Origin of the sequence: Streptomyces sp. RPA4-2, assembly GCF_012273515.2 — a bacterium.
GTDB lineage: Bacteria > Actinomycetota > Actinomycetes > Streptomycetales > Streptomycetaceae > Streptomyces > Streptomyces kaempferi.
In genome coordinates, this window is record NZ_CP050975.2 from 9,396,848 (window position 1) to 9,419,505 (window position 22,658).

A 22,658-nucleotide genomic window follows, 5' to 3' on the forward strand; every position below is an offset into this window, starting at 1 on the left:
GCGCCCTCTCCCCAGAAAGCCCCGCCATGGAATCCCCCGTCGGAGCCGCGCCCGAGCGTGAGCAGATACGTTCGACAGTGGCCGAGCCGTCCCGGCCGCCCCGCTCCCGCCACCCCCGGCCGCCGGTGAGGGCCTGGCTCCAGCCGTGATCTCCCTGGTCGTCGCGGCGGCCTTCATCTCCTGCTACGTCGGCCTGCAGCGTGATCCGCAGCCGCATCGGGTCCCGATCGCCGTCGCCGCATCTGTCCAGCCGGGAGCGATACACGAAGCCCTCGGCGACACCGTCGAGGTGCACCCGGCCGCCGACGCCGGCGCCGCGCGCCGGGCGGTGGAGGACCACGACGTCGTCGCCGCGCTGAGCGCGGACGGTCCGGACGGGCTGCGCCTGGAGATCGCCGGAGCCGACGGCACGTCCACCACTTCGGCCGTGAAGACACTCGTAGGCGCCTACGCCCACGGGGCGGGCAAGCACGTCACCACCGAGGACGTCGTCCCCTTCGCGCACTTCGACACCAGGGGGCTGGCCGGCTTCTACATGGCCTTCGGTGTGACCCTGTCCGGCTTCGTCCTCGGCTCGAACGCGCTCGGGCTGGCGGGGCTTCTGCACCTGCGCCACCGGTTCTGGCTGCTGGCGGGCGCCTCCGTGGCCATCGGCACCCTCGCCGCGATCATCGCGGGCCCCGTTCTCGGGGCGGTCCCCGCCCCGGTCGCCCCGCTGGTCGTCACCCTCACGCTGCTGGCGGCCGCGGCGGCCTTCACCACCAAACTGCTGGGCACCTACCTCGGCCCCGTGGGGGTCCCCGTCGCCACCCTTCTGCTCCTCACCGTCGGCAACGCGACCAGTGGTGCCACCATCGGCGCCGATCTGCTGCCCACCGCGGCCCGGTCCGTCTCCGCGCTGCTGCCCCCTGGCGCCGCCGTCCGCGCCGTCACCGATCTGAGCTACTTCGACGGCGCGCACGCCGCGGGTCCCGTGATCACGCTCGCACTGTGGGCCTGCGTCGCGGCGCTCCTGCTCGCCCTGCGCCCCCGTCTGACGCGACAGCGCGCCCATGGCGCCGCCTGAAAGCCGTCAGGCCGGTCACGGTCACCCCGTCGCCGCCCGCCCCGACCGCACCTCGGGGCGGGCGGGCCCCACGCGAGGGTCGGCGGGGCGGAGCCTCCCCGGCAAGCGAGGCTCCGTGGGCCTCCATAGATTGGGGGAGGAGGACGGGAGAGGTACGGGACACTCCCCCCGGATCGGCTCGACCACCCACCCCCACCCACCCCGTCACGCGCCCGCCCACTGATGCGCCAGGAGGCCGACCGATGACCGCCAACGACCTAGTTCTCATCGCCAACGCCGGTGACGTGGGCCGCGGGGTCCTCGACCAGCTGCGCGCACAGGACGTACCCGTCCGCGTACTGGTCCGCCACGACGACGACCGCGCGGCCGGGCTGCGCGCCCTCGGAGCCGAGGTCGTCGTCGGTGACCTGACCCGGCCGGAGAGCGTCGCCGCCGCGCTGCGGGGCGTCGGGAAGATGTACTTCGCGATGCCCGTGTCGCCGGACCACCTGCTGGCGACGACCGTGGTGGCCACCGTGGCCCGCGACTGCGCGGAGCTGGACGTGCTGGTCGGCATGTCGCAGATGACGGTCTCGCAGATGACCGCCACCAGCACCGCGGAGTCGGACCAGCAGCGGCTGCACTGGCTGGGCGAGCAGGTGCTGAACTGGTCGGGCCTGCCGGTGGTGCACATCCGCCCCACGTCGTTCCTGGACAACCCTCTCTTCACCACGCTGGCGGCACGGTCCATCCGCGAGAACGGCACCATCGCGCTGCCCTTCGGCACCGGGCGCACCTCACCGGTCGCCGTCGTCGACGTCGCGCGAGTGGTCGCCGCGGTCCTCCTCGATCCACCTCCGCACATCGGCCACGTCTACGAGTTGACCGGTCCCCGCTCGATGGACATGACCGAGATGGCCGAGGAGTTCTCGCGAGCACTTGGGCGTCCGGTGTCCTACGTGGACGTGCCGCTGGACCGGTGGCGGGCCGACGTGCTCGCCCGGGCGGGCCTGCCGCCGCACACCGAACAGCACATCGCCACCATGGCCCGACTGCACCACGAGAACCGCTACGACCGGACATCCGACGACGTCGAACGTCTGACGGGGGTACCCGCCCAGTCGGTCGAGGCGTTCGTGGCCGCGCACAAGGACCTCTACCTGGGCTGACCTGCTACGGGCCGTCGGCCCGGGGCGCTCGCGGAGGGAGCGACGGAGTGTCACCCGCACGGCGGAGGACGCCGGACGCGACTGTCGACCGAACAGCGAATACGAACCAATCCGTACACAATGACTCGCACGTACGGTGTAATCACCCTGGTCTGGGTCGTATCTGCTGACTGGGGGCGAGGCTGTGGGCGTGCTGGTGGTGCAGCACCTGCGGGAGGAAGGCCCGTACGCGGTGGGCGAGGCGCTGGCGGCCGCGGGGCTGCGGATGCGGCCCTGCCGGGTGTGGGCAGGGGATCCGTTGCCCGAGAACCTGGCCGGAGTCGAGGCGCTCGTGGTGATGGGCGGCCCGATGGCCGCGTACAGCGATGCCGGCTTTCCCACCCGAGATGCCGAACTCGAGCTGCTGCGCGCGGCGTTGGCCGCCGAGGTGCCGGTGCTCGGGGTGTGCCTGGGTGCGCAGTTGCTGGCGGTGGCGGCGGGTGGCACGGCCCGTACGGGGTCCGGGGCGCAGGTGGGCTGGGGCGAAGTGCGGACGCGTGCGGCGGCGGCCAGGGATCCACTGTTCACGGGCACGCCCGAGCGGCTGCGCGTGCTGCACTGGCATACCGACACCATGGAACTGCCGCCCGGGGCAGTTCCGTTGGCGTCCTGCGCACGGTATCCGGCGCAGGCCTTCCGCGTGGGTGGGGCCGCGTGGGGCCTCCAGTTCCACCTGGAGGCCGACGAGGCGGCCGTGGACGCGTTCGTGGCGGCGTTCCCGGAGGAGGCCGCCACCACTCCGGGGCTGCGGGAGGCCGCGCAGGTCGAGCTGGCCGCACTGGCCCCGCACCGGGACCGGGTGTTCGGGAGGTTCGCGGCGCTGGTGGCCGCGCGGGCCGAACGCACCGCGACCCGGACCTTCTTCACTCCGAAGGCCGCTGCCTGGGAGACCCGCTTCGCCGCCGACGGCCCGCGATACGAGGCGGCCGTCGCCCGCCTGGGACTGAGCCCCGGCCAGACGGCCCTGGACCTGGGCTGCGGCACCGGACGTGCCCTGCCGGCCCTGCGCGCGGAGGTGGGCGACAAGGGGACGGTACTGGGCGTGGACGTCACCCCGGCCATGCTCGTGACCGCCGCCCGCGAGGGCCGCGCCGGCCGCGCCCGCCTGCTGCTCGCCGACTGTCATCGGCTGCCGCTGCCGCCCGGGGCGGCGGACGGGATCTTCACCGCCGGGCTGCTCGACCACCTCCCCGACCCGACGACCGCCCTGCGCGAATGGGCGAGGGTCACCGCGCCGGGCGGCGCGCTGCTCCTGTTCCACCCCTCGGGCCGCGCCGAACGAGCCCGCCGCCACGGCCGCCCGCTGAGCCCCGACGACCCGCTGGGCGAGCCGAACCTGCGGCCCCTGCTGGACGGCAGCGGCTGGCAACTGGACCGCTACGAGGACGCCTCCGCGTACTTCCTGGCCCGCGCCGTCCGCACCTGCTGAGGCGCCGGCGGCGACTGCGCCCACGACGGCGGGCGGAACACACGGCGGGCGGAACACACGACGGCCGGAACACACGACGGCCGGAACACACGACGATGGGAGACATATGACCGACGAGACCACCCGTGCCGCACGACTGCTGGACGCCCAGGCCAAGGCCGCCCGGCTCTTCGCCGAGATCGAGGCGAGGGGGGCTGATCGCACCGGGTGAGGGCGAGCGAGCGGTCAGCGACCGGATCCGTGACCTGGCGAACGACCTGTTCGGGCCGACGCGCCCCTGGCACAAGCGCATCGTCCGCTCCGGACCGAACACCCTCCACCCCTACCGGGAGAATCCCCCGGACCGGGTCATCGGGCGGGACGACATCGCCTTCGCGGACTTCGGCCCGCTCTTCGAGGAGTGGGAGGCCGACTTCGGCCGCACCTTCGTGCTCGGCGACGACCCCGTCAAGCGCCGGCTGCGCGACGACCTGCCGGAGGTCTTCGCGGCGGGCCGCCGCGTCTTCGAGGCCGACCCGGGCATCACCGGCGCCCGCCTGTACGCCGAGATCCGGCGGCTGGCCACCGAACGCGGCTGGGAACTGGGCGGGTGGCACGCCGGACATCCGGTGGGCGAGTTCCCGCACGAGAAGATCGACGGCGCCGACATCGAGTCGTACATCGCCCCGGGGAACGACACCCCGCTACGGCGGCCCGACCGTGCCGGACGCGTCTGCCACTGGATCCTGGAGATCCACCTCGTCGACCGCGAGCGCGGCTTCGGCGGCTTCTACGAGGAACTCCTCGACCTCGGCTGACCTGAGACAACCGCCACACCGGGCTGTCTCACCATGTGACTCTGGCATTTGACATTAGATCCTCTTATGGATGATAAAGAAGTTGCTTTGGCCATTCATGTGCGCCGCGGGACCCTCGCGGCGTGAGGCCGGCGACCCGTCCAAGTGAATGAGTCCCTCCGTGTCCCACTCCCTCGCTGACCAGCCCCCCGCCGACGCCGTCGGACAGTGGCACGCGTGGCGCGCCGAGCGTCACCAGGCCCTCACCTCGCCGGCCGGGAACCTCGCCCTCGTCGAGACCCGCTGGCTCCCCGCCGGCGCGGACCCGGACACGGAGAAGGCGGCGGCCGGTCAGCCGGACACCGTGACGGTCACCGCGCTGCGGCGAATCGATCTCGTCACCGGCGGGTCCGAGGACGGCCTGCGCTTCTGGGACGCGGACGCGCCCGCCATCCGCCACTTCGACCGGGTCGACGCCTTCCCCTACGACCCCGCCTGGGTGCTGCACGCGACCTACACGCCCGTGTCCGGTGCCCGGCGTGTGTCGTTCGAGCACATCAGGGACAACGGCGGCAGCCGCGACCTGGTCGTCCCCGGCGACATCACCCTCACCGTCGACGGCCGCGATTACACCCTCAGCGCCTTCGACGACGACGGCACCCTTCTGCTCGTCTTCGGCGATCCCACCAACGGGGACACCACATACGGCGCCGGCCGCTTCCTCTTCGTACAGCGCACGGAGGACGAGCACCGCGTCCTCCTCGACTTCAACCGCGCCTTCGTACCGCCCTGCGGATTCTCGGATCAGTACAACTGTCCGATGCCGCCGCGGCAGAACCGCTTCCACCTGCCCGTCGAGGCGGGCGAGAAGCTCCCCGTCTTCCGCGCCGGCTTCGCCGCGCAGCACTGACCGTCCCGCAGCCTCCCGCACCGCAGCACGAAAGCGCCTCCTCACCATGAGCATCAAGAAGACCTCCCTGTACGGCACCGCGACGGCGGCCACCCTCGCCCTGGCCCTGACCGCCTGCGGCGGCTCCGGCTCGGGCGGCGGTGCCACGGGCGGCTCCTACGACAAGAACGCCACCGTCAACATCGGCTCCCTCTACGAGCCGCAGAACCTCGACAACACCGCGGGCGGCGGCCAGGGCGTCACCGAGGCCCTCAACGGCAATGTCTACGAGGGGCTGTTCAAGCTCACCGACGACGGCAAGGTGGAGAAGCTCCTCGCCCAGGACTACAAGGTCAGCGGCGACGGACTCACGTACACCTTCACGCTGCGCGACGGCGTGAAGTTCCACAGCGGTAAGGCGCTCACCAGCCAGGACGTCAAGTACAGCCTGCAGAAGGTGCTCGCGGACGACTCCCAGTCCGCCCGCAAGAGCAACCTCGAGGTCGTCAAGGACATCGCCACCCCCGACCCGCGGACCGTCAAGGTCACGCTGTCGAAGAAGTCGATCTCCTTCGTCTACAACCTCTCCTACGTCTGGATCATCAACTCCCAGGCCAAGAACCTGAAGACGACCGAGGACGGAACCGGTCCGTACAAGCTGGGCAAGTGGACGCGCGGCTCCGCCCTCGGCCTGGACCGGTACGCCGGCTACTGGGGCCACGCGGCCAGCAACCAGCAGGTCGTCTTCCACTACTACAAGGACGCCACGGCACTCAACAACGCGCTGCTGACCAACGCCGTCGACGTGGTCACCAGCGAACAGTCGCCCGACGCCCTGGACCAGTTCAAGAGCAACCAGAACTACAAGGTCAACGACGGCAACTCCACCACCAAGCTGCTGCTCGCCTTCAACGACAAGGCCAAGCCCTTCACGAACGTCAAGGTGCGCCAGGCCGTGTCCTCCGCCATCGACGACAAGAAGCTGCTGGAGTCGGTGTGGGCCGGCTACGGCAAGCTCATCGGCTCGATGGTGCCGCCCACCGACCCCTGGTACGAGGACCTCACCAAGGTCAACGCCTACGACCCGACGCACGCCAAGCAGCTGCTCGCCGAGGCCGGGTACGCCAAGGGCTTCACCTTCACCCTCGACACCCCGAACTACGACCCGCACCCCACGGCCGCGACCTTCATCAAGTCCCAGCTCGCCAAGGTCGGCATCACCGTCAAGATCAACACGATCACGCCCGACGAGTGGTACACGAAGGTCTACAAGAACCACGACTTCACGGCCACGCTCCAGGAACACGTCAACGACCGTGACCTCGTCTGGTACGGCAACCCCGACTTCTACTGGGGTTACGACAACAAGCAGGTCACACAGTGGGTCGAGCAGGCCGAAGAGGCCTCCACGGCCGCGGAGCAGACCGCTCTGCTGAAGAAGGTCAACGAGCAGACCGCCAAGGACGCGGCCAGCGACTGGCTCTACCTCTACCCGCAGATCGTCGTCGCGAGCAGCAAGCTCTCGGACTACCCGCTCAACGGCCTCAACTCGCAGTTCTACGCCTACGACATCAAGAAGAAGGGCTGATGGCGCGCTACCTCCTGCGCCGACTGGCCTTCCTCGTGGTGTCGCTGGCCCTGGCGAGCGTCGTGCTGTTCGTCCTGCTGCGGCTGCTCCCGGGTGACCCGGCCAACGCGCTCACCTCGGTGGGCGCGAGCCCCGAGCAGATCGCAGCGGCACGGCACTCCATCGGGTCCGACAGGCCGCTGCCCGAACAGTTCACCCACTGGCTCGGGCAGCTGGCCCACGGTGACCTCGGTACCTCCTTCGTCAGCTCACTGCCCGTCGGACCCGAGGTCACCTCCCGGCTGGACGTCACCGTCCCGCTGACCCTCGCCGCGTTCGTCCTCGCCGTTCTCATCGCGGTGCCGGCCGGGTTCGTCGCCGCGTACAAGCGACGCACCTGGTACGGCGCGCTCCTCAGCGGTGTGTCCCAACTGGGGATCGCCATCCCGGTGTTCTGGCTCGGCATGATCCTCGTCGCCGTGTTTGCGCTGAACGCGGGCTGGCTCCCGGCGGGCGGCTTCCCCCCGGACGGCTGGTCCGACCCCGCCGACGCGATCCGTTCCCTCGTGCTGCCCGTCGTCACCATCGCCCTGGTGATGAGCGCGTCCCTGATCCGTTACGTCCGCTCCGCCACCCTCGACGTCCTCGGCAGCGACTACCTGCGTACCGCCCGCGCCCTGGGGTCGTCCTTCGGGCGGGCCATGTGGCGGCACGGCCTGCGCAACAGCTCCGTGCCGGTGATCTCCGTCCTCGCCATCGAACTCGCCTCCACCCTGCTCGGCGCGGTCGTCGTTGAGTCCGTGTACGCGCTGCCGGGCCTCGGCTCGATGCTCGCCACCGGCATCGCCCAACACGACTACCCCGTCATCCAGGCCGTCCTGTTCGTCTCCACGCTCGCCGTCCTGCTCATCGGATTCGTCGCCGACCTCGTCCAGCGAGTCGTCGACCCACGGCTGCGCGGACGACTCTCCGGAGGTGCCCGATGACCCCGCCCGACGTGCTCGCAACGGTGCCGCTCGCGAAGGCACCGCCGGGCGGCCGCCGATCGGGCCGTTCCGCCACGCTCGTCGTCGGCTGTGTCCTCGCCGGACTCATCGCGCTGCTCGCCCTGGTCTCCCTGTTCTGGCTGCCCTACTCCGCGGACGACACCTCCGGCGGACGGCTCGCCGGACCCGGCGGGGGACATCTGCTGGGTACCGACAAACTCGGCCGCGACCTGTTCACCCAGGTCATGACCGGCTCGCGGATCGCCGTCGAGGCCGGCCTCGGATCGGTACTCCTCGCCGCGGCCATCGGCGTCACCCTGGGGGTGCTCGCGGCGTTCGCGCAGGGCTGGCTCGACGACACGCTCTCCGCGTTCCTCGACATCCTGATCGCCTTCCCCACGCTGCTGCTCGCGATGCTCATCGTCGCCGCGCGGTCGGCGACCCTCGGCTCCGCGATCCTCGCGATCGGACTGGCGCAGAGCGCCGTCGTCGCCCGGCTGGTACGCATCCTCGTCAAGCGGGTCCTGGCGCAGGACTACATCACCGCCGCCCGCACCTCCGGCACCTCCTGGCCGCGTACGGTGGTCGGCCACGTCCTGCCCAACATCTGGCCCACCCTCGTGGTCAACCTCGCCCTCCAGTTCGGCCTCGCCGTGCTGGCCGAGGCCGGCCTGTCCTACCTGGGCCTGGGCGCACCGCCGCCCAACGCCTCGTGGGGCCGCATGCTCCAGGAGGCGCAGGCCACCTTCACCACGGCCCCCGCCGGGGCCCTCGCCCCGGGCGTCCTGCTCGTCCTGCTCGTGATCGGTGTCAACCTCATCGCCGACGGCGTACGGGAGACCCTCGACCCGGCGACCCGCCGGAGGCGCACATGACCCTCCTCGACGTACGTGGCCTGACCGTCACCGCCGCGGACGGACGGACCCTGGTCGACGACCTCTCCTTCACCGTGGCGAGCGGCGAACGGCTGGGGCTCATCGGCGAGTCCGGTTCTGGCAAATCACTCACCACCCTCGCCGTGCTCGGCCTGCTGCCCGACGGCATGACCGCCACCGGCGGCATCGACCTCGCGGGCACCCGGATCGTGGGCGCCACCGAGAAGACGCTCACCTCCGTACGCGGCCGGGACGCCGCCGTCGTCTTCCAGGAGCCGCTCACCGCGCTCGACCCGCTGATGCGCGTGGGCCGGCAGATCGCCGAACCCCTCCGCAGACACACCGGTCTGAGGGGACCCGGCCTCCGCGACGCCGTACGCGACGCGCTGGCACAGGTACGGCTGCCGGAACCCGAACGGATCGCCCGCGCCTTTCCGCACGAGATCTCCGGCGGACAGCGACAGCGCGTCGCCCTGGCCATGGCCCTGGCGTGCGCACCCAGACTGCTGATCGCCGACGAACCGACCACCGCGCTGGACGTGTCCGTGCAGGCGGAGATGCTCGACCTCCTCGACACCCTCGTCCGGGAACGGGAGATGGCGGTGCTCTTCGTCAGCCACGACCTCGCCGTCGTGGCCCGGGTGACCGACCGTGCCCTGGTGATGAAGGACGGCCGGGCCGTCGAGGAAGGCCCCGTCCACACCCTCATCCGCTCGCCGCGCGAGGAGTACACCGAAGCGCTCGTGGCCAGCGCCCGCAGACTGCAGTCGGCCCTGGACCTGAGGAGCGCGCGGTGACGCCCGTACTGGAACTGAAGGACGTGGCGCTGCGCCACCGCGGGAGCGCGGCCAACGTGGTCGAGGACGTCTCGCTCACCGTCGAGGCCGGATACAGCCTCGCCCTCGTCGGCGAGTCGGGGGCGGGCAAGACGACTCTGCTGCGCCTGCTGCTGGGCCTGTCCCGCCCCACCGCGGGCAGCGTCCGCTTCGACGGCGCCGACCTGTCCCTGCGCGACCGGCGGCAACTGCGCCGCTTCCGGAGCAGCGTGCAGTGCGTCTTCCAGGACCCCTACTCCTCACTCGACCCACGCCGTCGCGTGGGCGCCATCGTGGCCGAGCCGCTGCGCTCCCTGGGCATCGACACCCGGGCCGGCGCGGCACCGAAGGCGGCGGCGGCCCTGGAGCGGGTCGGTCTGCCCGCCGACGCGGCGGACCGCTACCCGCACGAGTTCTCCGGGGGGCAGCGGCAGCGGATCGCCATCGCCCGCGCCACGGTGTGCCATCCACGGGTGCTGCTGGCCGACGAACCCGTCAGCGCGCTCGACGTCACCACCCGGGTCAAGGTCGTCGACCTGCTCGCCGAACTCAAGCAGGAACAGGGACTCACGATCGTGATGGTCTCCCACGACCTGTCGGTCGTCGCGTCCCTGTGCGAGCGCACCGCCGTACTGGAACGCGGCCACATCGTGGAGCAGGGCGAAACCGACCAGGTGCTGGGCGACCCCGCGCACCCCTACACCCGCCGTCTGCTCGACAGCGTGCCGAGACTGCCCGTCTGACCCGTCCCCGTAACGGGCCGGATTCGGGGGATCAGGCCGAATCCGCTGGATCAGGTCGGACTCGCTGGACCAGGTCGGACTTGCTGGATCAGGCCGAGACCGCTGGATCAGGCCGAACCCGTACGCCTGTGGTCGCCGGCCGCCGGGCGGCGGGCATCCGGGCCCGCGGCGGGTGCGCCGCGTTCGGCATCCGCTCGCGTCGGCTCGTCGGCGGTGGTGTCCCGCGGGGTGATCGGTGCCTGTGTGGCGGAGGCGAGGAGCGCGAGTCCGTCGGCGCTGTCGGTGCCGGGGTCGGGGTGGTAGACGACAAGCGTCTGGCCCGCCGTGCCGCCGATGCCGAGCCTCTCCCGGTTCAGCCACAGGCCACCGACCTGGGGATGGTCGATGTGCTTCGACGCGCCTTCGCACGCCGCCACGTCGTGGCGGGCCCAGAGCCGGCTGAACCGGGGGCTGGCGAGGCAGAGTTCGCCGACGAGCTCGATGAACCGGGGGTCGTCGATGTCGGTGCCGACGGACTCGCGGAAGCCCGCCACCATGCCCATGGTCGCGTTCTCCCAGTCCGCGTACAGGGCCCGCTCGGCGGGGTCGAGGAACACGTCCCGCAGCCGGTTGGCTCCCGCCACGAGGCGCGGGGACAGAGCGGTCGCCAAGGCGTTCGCGGCGAGCACGTCGAAGTAGCGGCCCTCGACCAGCGCGGGGAGCGGGAGCGCGGCGACGAGCTTGACGATCCCCGCCGGAACGGTCTCCTTCCGGCGCCGGCGCCGTCGGGGTTTGCCGGCGCCCAGACGCAGCAGGTAGGCCGTCGCGTCGTCGTCGAGTTGCAGGACGCGGGCGAGGGACTCGAGGATCTGCACGGAGGGGTTGCGATCGCGGCCCTGCTCCAGGCGCAGGTAGTAGTCGGCGCTGATGCCGGCGAGCATCGCGACCTCTTCCCGGCGCAGACCCGGAACGCGCCGTTTTCCCACGACCGGGATACCGGCCTGTCCGGGAGTGACGAGCTCACGGCGGGCGCGTACGTAGTCGCCCAAGAGGTTCGTTTCGTCGCGCATCGCCCCACTGTAATTCGCCCACTTGCGCGGGTGCCTGGCCCTGTCACCCCCAGGAACGAGGGGGCCCTGGCCCGGTCGGAGCGCGGGCGGCAGCCTGATCAGCGACCCGCCGAGCGCGGACAACCACAGCGAGGAGCGCAACCATGTCGACCTATTTGCTGGTACACGGTGCCTGGCACAGCGGAGAGTGCTGGGAGCGGGTGGTGCCGTTGCTGGCGTCGGCCGGACACCGGGTGCTCACGCCGTCGCTGACCGGCCACGGCGACAAGGCGCATCTGCTCGGCCCCGAAGTGGGGCTCGACACGCATGTCGACGACATCGTCGAGCTGATCATCGAGGAGGACCTCACCGAGGTGGTCCTCGTGGGCCACAGCTACGGCGGTCTGGTCATCTCGTCCGCGGCCAATCAGGTCCCGGACCGGATCGCGCATCTGGTCTACCTCGACGCGATGGTCCCGGAGGACGGCGAGAACGCGGCCGATGTCATGCCCGTGACCCAGGTCCTGATCGATCTCGCCCTGAAGTCGGACGACGGCTGGCGGGTTCCCCCGCTTCCCGAGCTGCCGCCGCCCTCGGGTCTCTTCGGGGTCACCGACCCGGCGGACGTCGCCTGGCTGCGCACGATGCTGTCGGATCTCTCGGTGCGCTGCCTCCAACAGCCGGTACGACTGGACAACCCGGCGGTGAACACCATCCCGCGGACGCACATCCACTGCACCGTCGGCAGGCCGGAAGGCTTCGACCGGCGCCCCGTCCCCGCGACACAGCCCAACCGCACCCCGGCCCACGTGCGGGAACTGGCGACCGGCCACGACTGCATGGTCACCATGCCGGCCGAACTCACCGGAATCCTGCTCGAGCTCGCCTGACCCGCCGCCCACCACACACCCGCCGGCCCGGACGTGCGCCCTTCGTGCGGTCGCCCGGTCAGACGCCGGACCCGTCCTCACGCAGGGTTCGCAGCCATTCGTCCGCGCGTCGCGGTGAGCGGAAGCGGATGACCTGGAGCGGCGCGAAGCGCGGATCCTGGGCGCGTCGGCCGATCTCCGACCGCCGCGCGCCGTGCTGGGACCAGGCCCACCACACCGGGTGGTCGCTTCCGAACCAGCCGGACACGGTCTCCAGGTTGCCGCCGAAGATGCGCTCGCGCAGCAGGGTCCGGCGCAACGACCTGCGCAGAATACGGGGCATGATCACGGATCTGGGGTAGTCGAGCCAGATCACCGTGTCGGCATGCGTCCACAGCAGATCGCGGACTTCCGGGTAGCCGAAGGAGTCGAAGATCCACCCCGAGGTGGCCGCGATCGAGGCCACCTGCTGCTGCAGACCGGGGTTGGACGCCCACTGCGGGCCGGTGAACTTCAGGGCGTCCATCTCGTGGAAAGGCAGCTGAAGCCGTGCGGCGAGGGACTGCGCCATGGTGGTCTTCCCGGCCCCGGTGATGCCGACGACCAAGATGCGTTTCACCGGAGAAGGCTACTCGTCGCGTCCCCGTGCGGTCGGGGAGGGATGTCTCCCGCGAGACGTGGAACGGGGAGAGTCCGTACCGGGGTTCCGAGAGTGCCCCTCGGGGGAGGTGCGCGTCGGTCCTCGCGGGCGCGTACCGGGGGGATGTCCTCCGTAGGCCCGGCGACCGCTCAAGGGGCCTCTCGGTGACGGAGTGAACACGCTCCGGATGCGGGAGCCGCCGACCGCCCCTAGCGTGGCAGACGTAACCCCCCAACCAAGGAGTGATCATGGGCAAGAGTTCCATGGACAAGGCCAAGGGCAAGGCCAAGGAGATGGCCGGCAAGGCCACCGGCAACGAGCGCATGGAAGCCGAGGGCAAGACCGACCAGGCCAAGGCCAACGTCCGCGACGCCGCGGAGAAGGCCCGCGGCAAGGCCGCAGGTGCTCGCGACTCACTCCGCGACAAGCACTGACCGCTTCACCCCGCACGAAGGGCGCCCCTCGACCTCGGTCGAGGGGCGCCCCTCTGTCTTCAGGAGCCACCGCACGTACGCAGGCCCGACGTCTTCGGGACGCCGGGCCCGCCGTTCGGGGTGAGAGTTCCTGTCCCGCAGCGACTTCGGCGTCACCCGAACGGCTGTGGACAGGGCTGGAGGAAACGGAGGCCGGGAAGCGACCCGGGTGTGTGTCGGACCCGTCGTGGATGATCCCCGGCATGGGATACGAGCTACATGTGACGCGCGCATCGCACTGGTCGGACCGCGAGGACAGCCCCATCACGTTCCAGGAGTGGATCGCGTTCGCACACACCAGTGCGGCACTCCGCGAGGAGGGGCACCTGGACGCGCACGGCGTAGGCGGCCGGCCGGTGTACCAGGGCCATGGCGCGGGGCCGCTCGCAGAACCGGTCCCGACGGCACGAGGGAGGACGGTATGACGGGGAGGCCACGGTCCGGCGCGGGCACGGCGGCGTACGTCGTCGACACCGCGGGCGGGAAGGTGCGCGGTGCCGAGATCGGCGACGGCGTCCTCGGCTGGCGCGGCATCCCGTACGCGGCCCCTCCCGTGGGTTCGCTGCGGCTGCGGCCACCGAGGCGGCCCGAGGCGTGGAGCGGAGTACGCGAGGCCACGGCACTTGGGGCCCCCGCCCCGCAGCCGCCCATGCTCCTGCCCGCCGTGACGGAGGACCCCCCGTCGCCCGACGCGCCCACGCTGCCCGAGCCGTCGGAGGACTGCCTGTACCTCAACGTGACGGCTCCGGCGGACGCCGAGGCCCGTCCCGTGCTGCTGTGGATCCACGGTGGTGGCTACCAGGTCGGTACCGGCACCGACATCGCCGGGGACGGCGCGGCCCTCGCACGCGCCCACGGTGTGGTCGTGGTGACGTTCAACTACCGTTTGGGCGCACTGGGGTTCCTCGCGCTGGACGGGGAGGAGCACACCGGTGCCTTCGGTCTGCACGACCAGATCGCCGCGTTGCGCTGGGTCCGCGAGAACATCGCCGGCTTCGGCGGCGACCCGGACCGGATCACGCTCTACGGTCTGTCCGCCGGCGCCAAGTCCGTCGCCAACCTGCTCGCCTCGCCCCTCACCCGAGGCATGATCCACCGGGCCGTCTCGTCGAGCGGCGGGGCCGACCACGTCGCCGACCGGGCCCAGGACACCGACCTGACCCGGCGGTTCCTGCGCGTGCTGGGAGCCGGGGCGGCGGACGGCATCCGCGAGGTGCCCGCGGAGGAGATCCTCGGCGCGCAGAACGCGGTCGGCGAGGGAGTGCGGGCCGCCTGGCTGTGGCGGCCCTCCATCGACGGGCTCGCCCTCACCCGCAAACCCCTGGACGCCCTCGCGGCGGGCGCCGCCGCCGGCGTCGCGCTGCTGGCCCAGACGTGCGTCAACGAATGCGCGCTCTACCAACTCCTCGCTCCCGACGCGGCCGAGCAGGCGGACCGCGTCCTGGAGGAGTACTTCGGCGCCGCCGCGCGCGACCACATCCTCGCCGTCTACGCGGAGCACCCGTCCGGACCGGCCCGCGATCCGGTCGGGTCGCGGGTCGACGTGATGACCGACGAGCGGTACGGAATCCCCGCGACGCGGCTCGCCGACGCCCAGTCCGCCCACGCGCCCGTCTGGCGTTCCCGGTACGACATGCCCCTGACCGGGCTCCCGCCGAGTGTCGTCCCCGGCGGGGTCCTGCCCGCGATCCACGGTACGGACGGTGACGCGATGTGGCTCGGCGGTCCGGGGGTCAACGGCCTGCTCCACGAGGCCTTCGGGGCCTTCGTCACCGACGGTGTGCCCGCCGCCGAGGGGCTGCCGGACTGGCCCGCGTACACCACCGGCCGGCGCGCCACCATGGTCTTCGGCCCCGCCGGGCCCCGCTCGGTCGACGACCCGCGCGGTACGCGCCGTGCCGCCTGGCACGGTCGCGAGTGGCAGTCGGGGACCTGGTGGTCCCTCGACGACCTCGCGACCGGGCTGTACGGCTGACCGACGGCCCGCCGCGCACGCACCGATGTGCGACAGCGCGCGAGTAGTGGGGCATCACCGCCACGGGACGGACCGTGGAGGCGGGCGGCGTTTCGTGCGAGGGCCCCGGCCTCCCGGGCCGGTCGCCCCGCGCTGACCGGCAGTCCGGCCGGTGCGAGGGCGCGCCGGCCGGGCCGATGCGGTTCGTGCCCGGCGTGAGGCCGATTTTGCCGCATCCGCCGATAGTGCGGGTGGCCGCCGCTACACGCTGTAGCCGCCGTCCACTCCCAGCGCCTGCCCCGTGATGAAACCGGCGCGGTCCGAGGCCAGGAACGCCACCGCCTCCGCGATGTCCGTCGCCTCGCCGAAGCGCCGTAGCGGGATGTTGTGGCGGGTGATCCGCAGGGCCCTCTCGTCGAGTTCGCCGGAGGAGATCAGCCGGGCGGCGATGCCGTCGGTCAGCATGCCCGGGGCGACGCAGTTCACCCGGACCCCGTACCGGCCCTCCTCGGCCGCCAGAGCCCGCGCGACCGCCTCGACCGCACCCTTGGTGCCCGAGGAGAGCCCGTCGCGGACCGGGAACCTGCGGGTGGCCACGGTGGTGACGGCGACGATGCTGCCCCGGCTCTCCCGCAGCCGCGGCAGCGAGGGATGGACGAGGTGGAAGAACGCCAGTGCGTCCGCGTCGAGTTGGGCCTTGAACTGACGAGGTGTCACCTGGCTGAGGTGCACCATCGGCACGTGCGGGCCGGCCGCGTACACCACCGTGTGGAGGCCGCCGAAGGCGTCGGCGGCCTCGGAGACCGCTTCCGCCGTGGCCGTCTCATCGGTCAGATCGAGGCGCAGTGCGAGGACTTGACGCCCGTGCTCGCGCACTTCGGCGGCGAGCGCGTCGGCCCCGGCCCGGCTGGCGCGGTACGTGAACGCCACGTCGCTGCCGCGCTCGGCCAGCGTACGGACGACGGCCGCGCCGATACCACCGGTGCCGCCCGCCACGAACGCGGCACCGGTCCTGCTGGAGAAGTCCGCCATGGTCCTCACGTTTCCAGGGAGTTGGTGATGCACACCCGGATGGCCTCGCCGGCCCCACGGTTTCGGCCTTCGGCGCACGGCACCCCGCCGTGTCGCCGGATCACCCGAGTACATTCCGTACGGCGGAAGATCCCCCGTCGTCGGACGCCGCGGCGCACCGGTCACCGTCCACGGATCCGAGCGCATCGCTGTGCGCGACCTGGTACCGCAACACGCGCTAGCGGTCCGCGGCCGGGTTCCCCTCGACCCACTGGATCAGCAGGTTCCGTACGTAGGGATTGCCCTCCTGCGCCGCGTGCGCCAGCCGCTCCGCACTCGCGCGTGCGGCCCGCCAGGCCACCGGGGTGTCCTCGGTGTGCGCGGCGTCGGCGGCGGCGAGCGCGTCGGCCGCAAGGCCCCGGAGTTCCTCGTCGAGATCGTCGTGGGCGGCCGCCCGATAGGCCTCCAGGCGCAGTGCGGCCAGGTCGGGGGCTCCGAGCGCCGGGGGCTGGGCGTAGCCGCTGACGGCTATGACCACGCAGAAGGTCGCCACGTCCCGGCGGCTTTCCCGCTGCCCCCGTTCCACGGCGGGCGCGAGCCATGAGGCGGCCTTCCAGTGCGAGACCGACGTGGCCGCGGTGAGCGCCACGATCAGTGCGGCCAGGGGAATCCAACCGCCGAGGAAGTAGCCGACCGGGCCGAGCACGAGGAAGCAGGCTCCGCTGAGCATCCATATGCGACGGCGGCCGATTCGCAGGTGTCGGGACTCCATGACGTTCAGTGTCGCAGGAGCGGGTGCGGAGCCGTGCGGCGGCGGGGGGATTCGAGGAGAGTCACAGGGTCTGTCCGTCGGGCCGGCGGCCGGCGGGCGCCCTCGTCGGCCACGGCGGGAGTGAACGGGCGTACTCGGTGAATGGCCGGAGATCGCCCTGACCGCCGGGTGCCGGGGTACATACGATGCGGTCGTCCCGGACTTCACGGCTCCTTCACATTTCCGGGTCACCCATGCGCATGGACTTGTCATGTACATGGTTCAACAGTTCACGCTTGATCCAACGCACTGGTCTGCGACGGCCCTTCCCGTACGCGGGAGGAGCCGCACCCCCCAATTCGCGGCGGCACACGTTCCGTGCCGCCGGAAACGCCAACGCAACGGATGGGAGCACCATGGCTGGTGGGCTGCTTCTGGGTGGCGCGATCGCCGCCCTGTTCGCCACCGCACTGCCCGGACAGGATCCGTCCTCCGGGATCGTCGACCCTCCTCCGGACAAGATCGTCATCAAGGTGGCCACCGTGAACGGCTCCGGCTGCCCGCAGGGCACCGCGGCCGTCGCGGTGTCCCCGGACAACACGGCCTTCACCGTCACCTACAGTGAATACCTCGCCCAGGTGGGCGGAGCCTCCGAGCCCACCGCGTTCCGCAAGAACTGCCAGCTCAACCTGATCGTCCACGTACCGCAGGGCTTCACGTACGCCATCGCCAGCGCCGACTACCGAGGCTTCGCCTCGCTCCAGCGCGGCGCCAGCAGCACCGAGAAGGCCTCGTACTACTTCCAGGGGTCCTCGAACACGGCGGCCATCACGCATCCCTTCGGCGGCCCGTACAACGACAACTGGCAGGCCACCGACGTCACGGACTGGGCCCAACTGGTCTGGGCCCCCTGTGGTGTTCAGCGGAACTTCAACATCAACACCGAGTTGCGCGTCAACGCGGGTACCTCGGCGCCGGGCAGCACCAGCTTCATGACCATGGACTCGACGGACGGCGACATCAGCACCGTCTACCACCTGGCCTGGAAGGAGTGCCCCGGATCGTGACCAGGGATCGCTGACCCGGCGACCCCGGCCCCTCGTGCCCCCTTGGCCGGCTCCGCCGCATCGGAGCCGGTCAAGCTAGGGCAGCAGCCTTTCGAGGGCGGCGGGCCCCTCCTGTGCCAGCTTGCGTTCGGCCCAGGCGAGGTTCTCCGGGGTGATGTCGCGACCTGCGGCGAGCACCAGGTCCTCGGCGGTGACCTCGCCGCCGGCGCCGGTGTGCAGCAGCGCGTCGGGGGTCGCCCTCTCGTCGGACGGCGCGGGCGAATCCGGTTGGCTCGTTGACATGATCTCTCCCTGTTCCACCTGACCTGTTCTCACGCTACGGGCAATCCGGGCACCCCGCGCGACGCGTCCCGTGCGTGTCCGGGGTGCCCCGTAGGTGCCCGGACACGGGCCAGGAGATGGTCCTCGGGGTCCGGGCGACCCGTTCGGACGTACAACGATGTCGGCCGGAGGTTCCGCAGGTGAAGGTGGAGGAACCGCACTTCTGCGACTGATCGGAGCCTGCAATGCGTATTCGTCTGATGGCCGCTGCCGGACTGGCGAGCGTGGCCCTCGCGGCCACCGCCGGGACCGCCTCCGCCGCCGACCCCGACCCGGTCGGTGCCGCCGTGGGCAGCCCCGGTCTCCTGTCCGGCAACGTCATTCAGATCCCCGTCGACCTCGGCCTCAACCTCTGTGGCGACACGGTCGACGTGGTGGGCCTGTTGAACCCGGCGACGGGTAGCGCCTGCGCGAACAACTGACCCGCCAGCGCCGCCGGGCAGGACTTCCTGCCCGGCGGTGCGCGGCCGGGTACGGGATTCCGGCCGGCCGCGGCCCCACTCGTCCCGTCCGCCAAGCACCTCGGCCGACGGCGCGACGATCCGGGCCGGACGGGACATTGCCGGCCCGCAGGACACCCTCGGTCCCGGCGGCCCATCCCCCCTGCCGGACCGCATGCGCGACCCGCCGGACCGCATGCGAGACCCCCGTCATGATCAGCGGCCCGGTGTTTGCCGGTCCTCCACCTCCGCGCCGGTCGTGACCGTGTCACCCGCGCCGACGTCCGCCCTCTCCGCGGCGCCGACGGCGGCCGGTCCCGGCCCCGAGGTGTAGAGGACGGCCGGCCCCCGACGCCTCCTCGAACTCCGCCCGGACGAGGACCCGTTCCAGCCCTCGGATGGCACACCACGCGGACCGCTCCCGCGTCTCCATGTCATGGCCCTCGTGCGGAGCCATCGGGTAGCGGGTGATGCAATCGCCCGGCCGGCTCGAACCGTCGATTCCGGCCGAGCTGCCCGACGAGCCGCCCTCGGCGGGCGTCAGGAGCGGCCTGGCCCGGCCCGATGACGGCCGTGGCGACCGGTGCCGCGTCACGGGTGGTTCCGGATCTCGGCATGGGCACTCCGGTGCAGGGGGATGCGGGGGCAACTGCCGTGGTCCGGAAGGTGAGTGGACGGCCAATGATTCTCCATTGGCCTGTACATGCCTAATTACTCGGGTCAGACTGTGCGCCGAAACCAGCACCCCCCACCCGAGGAGCACCCTTCATGCGCATGCCTGCCCGGCAACGTTGTCGCGCCGTTCTGGCCGGTCTCGTCACCCTCGCCACGGCCGCCGCCCTCTCGGTCGCCGCCACCGCTCCGGCCGCGGCCGCGGACACCTGGAACGAGGTCGGCTCCGACCGTGCCGATCCGCTGACCGAGAGCCAGGGCCTCGCCTCGGTCGAGGTCCCGGCCGGCAGCCCCAACCGGTACACGGGGATCGGCACGATCCCGTTCGGTCTCACTGTCCGCGGCTGGAACCACGTGGGCGACCCCGACGCCTCGTACAACGGCTACTACGTGGAGCCGTACCAGGCGGACTCCGGCAACGCCAAGATGTTCCGGGTGCAGGCGCCGGGCGGTGCCTGGTCGGAGTACGTCCACGCCCTGAGCCCCGGGGAGGCGCTGAACAACTCCTTCGACACCATCTCGCCGAACGGCTCCTGGATGGTGTCCGGCGAGTGGGGCACGATGAACCGCCTGCTGGTGTTCCCGACCCCCGGCGTGAACCCCGCCACCTCCCCCCTCCGCGAACCTCCCCCAGGCCTCCACCATCAACCTCGACCACGCCGTGCGCGACGTACAGGGCTGCGACTTCGTGACGTCGGCACAGCTGCTGTGCTCCTCCGACGACCCGGAAGGGGCGCTCTTCGGCATCACCAAGCCGCTGCTGCAGATCGACCTGTCCGTGGAGCCCGGCTCCGCCGATGTGACCGGTCATGTCACGGCGCTGCGCCAGCTCCCGCAGCGCAGCTCCTGCTCGGGCAGCTTCGAGTCGGAGGGCATCGACTACGACCGGCGCACCGGCACTCTGCGTGTGATCGTGGTGTCACCTGGATTCTGCGTACTCACCGACAGCAAGACCTACCGGTTCACCAGGAGCTGAGCGCACCCCGGCCACGACACGGGGGACCGGCCGGAGCGTATGCGTCCGACGCGGGGAGGTCTAAGGTCGGAAGCAGAACGACAATGATTGGGGGCGGCCGACAGTGGTGCAGGACGAGGCCGTGATCGGCTGTACCGGGGAGCTCCTCGTCGGCACGCGGGGAGCCGCAGGGCCCGGCGAGATCCTGGTGCGGGTGAGAGGCGGATCCGAGACCTTCGTCGCGTGGTCACAGGAGCCCCTCCCGATCGGGGCCACCGTGCTTGTGATCGAATCCCGTGGATGCCGTGAGGTCGACGTCATCGAGTGGACCGATCCGTTGGACGCGTTGGGCGGGATCCCGCCCAACGCCGGTTAAGGAGTAGAGCGATGTTCGGTTACCGCGTTCCCGCACCCGACGAGGCGATGCTGATCTCGGGCGGCAGGCGGGGACTGGGGGGCGCGCCGTTCCGCGTGGTGACGGGTCACGGCAAGTTCGTGCTCCCGGTTTTCCGCAAGACCCGTTTCCTGACCCTTTCGATGTGTGAGGCGGAGGTCACCGAGACCTGTGTGACCAAGCAGGGAATCGCGCTGCACGTCCGCGCGGTGATCGCGTTCAAGGTCGGCAACGACCACGAGAGCATCATCAACGCGGGCCAGCGGTTCCTGTCCGACCAGGACCAGATGTCGGTGCTGACCGGCCGGATCTTCGCCGGTCATCTGCGCGCCATCATCGGCTCGATGACGGTCGAGGAGATCGTCACCGAACGTCAGAAGCTCGCCGCGGAGGTCCTGGACACCTCGAAGATCGAGATGGCCAAGATCGGTCTGATCGTGGACTCGCTGCAGATCCAGTCGATCGACGACGGCGACACCGGTTACATCGAGGCCATGTCCGCGCCGCACAAGGCCGCCATCCAGCGGCAGGCCCAGATCGCGCAGGCCCAGGCCACCCAGGCCTCGGTCGAGGCCGAGCAGGTGGCCGCGCGCAACCAGGCCGAGTACGCCCGGCAGACCGCGATAGTGAAGGCGGAGTACTCGGCCGAGGTGGACCGCGCGCAGGCGCAGGCGGCCCAGGCCGGACCGCTGGCGCAGGCCCACGCGCAGCAGGAGGTGCTCGCGGCGCAGACCGAACTGGCCCAGAAGGCGGCCCAGTTGCGCCAACAGCAGCTGGTGGCCGAGATCGTGAAGCCCGCCGAGGCGGAGGCCGAGCGGATCAAGGTGCTCGCCATCGCCGACGCGGAGCGCATGAAGATCCAGGCCGAGGCGGCGGCTTCGCACGACCGGGTGGCGCTGGACCGGATGCTGATCGACCAGCTCCCGCTGATCGTGAAGGAGGCCGCGGGCGGACTCGCGGGCGCCAACGTCAACGTCCTGAACGGCGCGGACGGCCTCGGTGAGATCGCCGCCGGCCTGGTCGCCCAGGGCCTGACGATCCTGGACTCGGTCCGTCAGAACCTGAACGGCAACAACTCCGAAGGCCGCTCCGGGAAGTCGGAGGCGCTGCTGGAGCTGCCCGGATACCTGCGGTCGCCGGAGAAGGGCGCCGACGGGAACGAGTCGCAGGACGGCTCGTCTTCGCAGGGCTGAACCCGAAGTGCCGCCCCGGGAACGTGACCTCGGCAGCATGACACCGACGAGCGGACGCACCGTCCGCGTCGAGTGCCGTCGCCGAGGCACGGCTCCCGGGGCGCCGGCCCCCGCCTCCTTCGAGGCGGCCGTCGCCACGGGTGATCCCGGCCGCGGGAGCGCTGGGCGCCTCGGGTGTCGGCACGCTTCCGCGTGATGCGACCGAACGTCAGCTGAGCCAGCCGGTCGGGCTGTTGCCCGGGGGAAGCGAAGGCGGAAGTGCCGGAGGCAGCGGGCGCGGACTCGGGACCGAAGCGCCCGTAGGCCTCGGGAGGAGACCGCCCGACGAGGGATCGGTGTTGAGGATCCATTCGAGTTCGCGTTGGATCCGGCGGGCCTCGTTGCGGACCTGAAGCGGTATGTCGCCGCGTTCGGAGATCAGTTGGGCGTAGATCGGTGCTTCGTGCACGGGTGGCGCTTCTCCTCGTGTCTGGTGCCGTGCCTCTACGGTAAGGCCGCGGCGACTTCACGGGAGTCATCCTCCCAGTTCGGCCAGAACCGGAAGAACTCGACCATGG

Annotated in this window: 22 protein-coding genes and 2 pseudogenes; 18 read left to right on the forward strand and 6 right to left on the reverse strand. The window is 71.3% G+C overall.

Translation table 11 applies throughout. The features are described 5' to 3' along the window. The first annotated feature begins 145 nt into the window (after positions 1-145). The 10 genes and pseudogenes from HEP85_RS41495 (at position 146) to HEP85_RS41540 (ending at position 10,333) form a co-directional block, all read left to right on the forward strand. Positions 146-1,066, forward strand: coding sequence for a hypothetical protein (locus HEP85_RS41495; RefSeq protein WP_369658060.1), 921 nt, complete (start codon positions 146-148; stop codon positions 1,064-1,066). 242 nt (positions 1,067-1,308) lie between these two features. Then, positions 1,309-2,214: an NAD(P)H-binding protein gene (locus HEP85_RS41500; protein WP_168532475.1), complete on the forward strand. Its 906-nt coding sequence runs from the start codon at positions 1,309-1,311 to the stop codon at positions 2,212-2,214. Between the two features lie 190 nt (positions 2,215-2,404). Beyond that, positions 2,405-3,682: a methyltransferase domain-containing protein gene (locus tag HEP85_RS41505; protein ID WP_369658061.1), complete on the forward strand. Its 1,278-nt coding sequence runs from the start codon at positions 2,405-2,407 to the stop codon at positions 3,680-3,682. Positions 3,683-3,788: 106 nt separating this feature from the next. Beyond that, positions 3,789-4,479 (forward strand): annotated as a pseudogene (locus HEP85_RS41510) (M24 family metallopeptidase). A gap of 148 nt (positions 4,480-4,627) precedes the next feature. Continuing rightward, a complete protein-coding gene (locus HEP85_RS41515; RefSeq protein WP_168532477.1) occupies positions 4,628-5,368 on the forward strand; it encodes a DUF1684 domain-containing protein in 741 nt (246 codons plus the stop codon). A 46-nt stretch (positions 5,369-5,414) separates the two neighbouring features. Further along, positions 5,415-6,935, forward strand: coding sequence for an ABC transporter substrate-binding protein (locus HEP85_RS41520; protein WP_168532479.1), 1,521 nt, complete (start codon positions 5,415-5,417; stop codon positions 6,933-6,935). Further along, on the forward strand, positions 6,935-7,900 hold the full coding sequence (locus HEP85_RS41525; protein WP_168532481.1) for an ABC transporter permease: 966 nt from the start codon (positions 6,935-6,937) through the stop codon (positions 7,898-7,900). The genes HEP85_RS41520 and HEP85_RS41525 overlap by 1 nt, the downstream gene beginning before the upstream one ends. Continuing rightward, a complete protein-coding gene (locus HEP85_RS41530; RefSeq protein ID WP_168532483.1) occupies positions 7,897-8,775 on the forward strand; it encodes an ABC transporter permease in 879 nt (292 codons plus the stop codon). The genes HEP85_RS41525 and HEP85_RS41530 overlap by 4 nt, the downstream gene beginning before the upstream one ends. Then, positions 8,772-9,572, forward strand: a complete 801-nt coding sequence (locus HEP85_RS41535) for an ABC transporter ATP-binding protein (protein ID WP_168532485.1) — start codon at positions 8,772-8,774, stop codon at positions 9,570-9,572. Before HEP85_RS41530 ends, HEP85_RS41535 begins: the two co-directional genes overlap by 4 nt. Further along, a complete protein-coding gene (locus HEP85_RS41540) occupies positions 9,569-10,333 on the forward strand; it encodes an ABC transporter ATP-binding protein (RefSeq protein ID WP_168532487.1) in 765 nt (254 codons plus the stop codon). Before HEP85_RS41535 ends, HEP85_RS41540 begins: the two co-directional genes overlap by 4 nt. Before the next feature lie 107 nt (positions 10,334-10,440). Here HEP85_RS41540 and HEP85_RS41545 read toward each other — a convergent pair whose 3' ends face one another. After that, positions 10,441-11,382 carry a helix-turn-helix domain-containing protein gene (locus tag HEP85_RS41545; RefSeq protein ID WP_168532489.1) on the reverse strand — a complete coding sequence of 314 codons (942 nt, stop codon included), beginning with the start codon at positions 11,380-11,382 and terminating at the stop codon, positions 10,441-10,443. A 143-nt stretch (positions 11,383-11,525) separates the two neighbouring features. Between HEP85_RS41545 and HEP85_RS41550 the strand changes: the two genes are divergently transcribed. Beyond that, entirely contained in the window at positions 11,526-12,251 is a 726-nt protein-coding gene (locus tag HEP85_RS41550; RefSeq protein WP_168532491.1) for an alpha/beta fold hydrolase, read from the forward strand. A 58-nt stretch (positions 12,252-12,309) separates the two neighbouring features. Here the strand turns inward: HEP85_RS41550 and HEP85_RS41555 are convergent, their stop codons facing one another. Next, on the reverse strand, positions 12,310-12,849 hold the full coding sequence (locus HEP85_RS41555; protein ID WP_168532493.1) for an AAA family ATPase: 540 nt from the start codon (positions 12,847-12,849) through the stop codon (positions 12,310-12,312). A gap of 269 nt (positions 12,850-13,118) precedes the next feature. Here HEP85_RS41555 and HEP85_RS41560 point away from each other — a divergent pair, with 269 nt between their 5' ends. Together HEP85_RS41560 and HEP85_RS41565 are read left to right on the forward strand one after the other, a co-directional pair. Further along, positions 13,119-13,304 (forward strand): CsbD family protein, encoded by a 186-nt coding sequence (locus tag HEP85_RS41560; RefSeq protein ID WP_168532495.1) that lies wholly within the window; start codon positions 13,119-13,121, stop codon positions 13,302-13,304. 460 nt (positions 13,305-13,764) lie between these two features. Continuing rightward, positions 13,765-15,318 (forward strand): carboxylesterase/lipase family protein, encoded by a 1,554-nt coding sequence (locus HEP85_RS41565; RefSeq protein WP_168532497.1) that lies wholly within the window; start codon positions 13,765-13,767, stop codon positions 15,316-15,318. A 240-nt stretch (positions 15,319-15,558) separates the two neighbouring features. Here the strand turns inward: HEP85_RS41565 and HEP85_RS41570 are convergent, their stop codons facing one another. Next, positions 15,559-16,329 (reverse strand): SDR family NAD(P)-dependent oxidoreductase, encoded by a 771-nt coding sequence (locus HEP85_RS41570; protein WP_211118172.1) that lies wholly within the window; start codon positions 16,327-16,329, stop codon positions 15,559-15,561. Positions 16,330-16,546: 217 nt separating this feature from the next. Beyond that, entirely contained in the window at positions 16,547-17,080 is a 534-nt protein-coding gene (locus HEP85_RS41575; RefSeq protein ID WP_369658062.1) for a hypothetical protein, read from the reverse strand. Positions 17,081-17,475: 395 nt separating this feature from the next. On the opposite strand from HEP85_RS41575, the gene HEP85_RS41580 reads away from it, so the two are divergent. Continuing rightward, the gene (locus tag HEP85_RS41580) at positions 17,476-18,126 is read left to right on the forward strand and encodes a DUF4360 domain-containing protein (protein ID WP_168532503.1); all 651 of its coding nucleotides are present in this window, start codon (positions 17,476-17,478) and stop codon (positions 18,124-18,126) included. A 75-nt stretch (positions 18,127-18,201) separates the two neighbouring features. Here the strand turns inward: HEP85_RS41580 and HEP85_RS41585 are convergent, their stop codons facing one another. Then, the gene (locus HEP85_RS41585) at positions 18,202-18,408 is read right to left on the reverse strand and encodes a hypothetical protein (protein ID WP_168532505.1); all 207 of its coding nucleotides are present in this window, start codon (positions 18,406-18,408) and stop codon (positions 18,202-18,204) included. A 224-nt stretch (positions 18,409-18,632) separates the two neighbouring features. Between HEP85_RS41585 and HEP85_RS41590 the strand changes: the two genes are divergently transcribed. The 4 genes and pseudogenes from HEP85_RS41590 (at position 18,633) to HEP85_RS41605 (ending at position 22,101) form a co-directional block, all read left to right on the forward strand. Next, positions 18,633-18,869 (forward strand): chaplin, encoded by a 237-nt coding sequence (locus HEP85_RS41590; RefSeq protein WP_168532507.1) that lies wholly within the window; start codon positions 18,633-18,635, stop codon positions 18,867-18,869. Positions 18,870-19,655: 786 nt separating this feature from the next. Further along, positions 19,656-20,535, forward strand: a pseudogene (locus HEP85_RS41595) (hypothetical protein). Between the two features lie 103 nt (positions 20,536-20,638). After that, complete coding sequence (locus HEP85_RS41600; protein ID WP_168532511.1) at positions 20,639-20,890, forward strand: hypothetical protein; 252 nt, start codon at positions 20,639-20,641, stop codon at positions 20,888-20,890. Between the two features lie 11 nt (positions 20,891-20,901). Then, on the forward strand, positions 20,902-22,101 hold the full coding sequence (locus tag HEP85_RS41605) for a flotillin family protein (RefSeq protein WP_168532513.1): 1,200 nt from the start codon (positions 20,902-20,904) through the stop codon (positions 22,099-22,101). A 208-nt stretch (positions 22,102-22,309) separates the two neighbouring features. On the opposite strand, the gene HEP85_RS41610 is transcribed toward HEP85_RS41605, so the two are convergent. Further along, entirely contained in the window at positions 22,310-22,549 is a 240-nt protein-coding gene (locus tag HEP85_RS41610; protein WP_168532515.1) for a hypothetical protein, read from the reverse strand. Between the last annotated feature and the right edge of the window lie 109 nt (positions 22,550-22,658).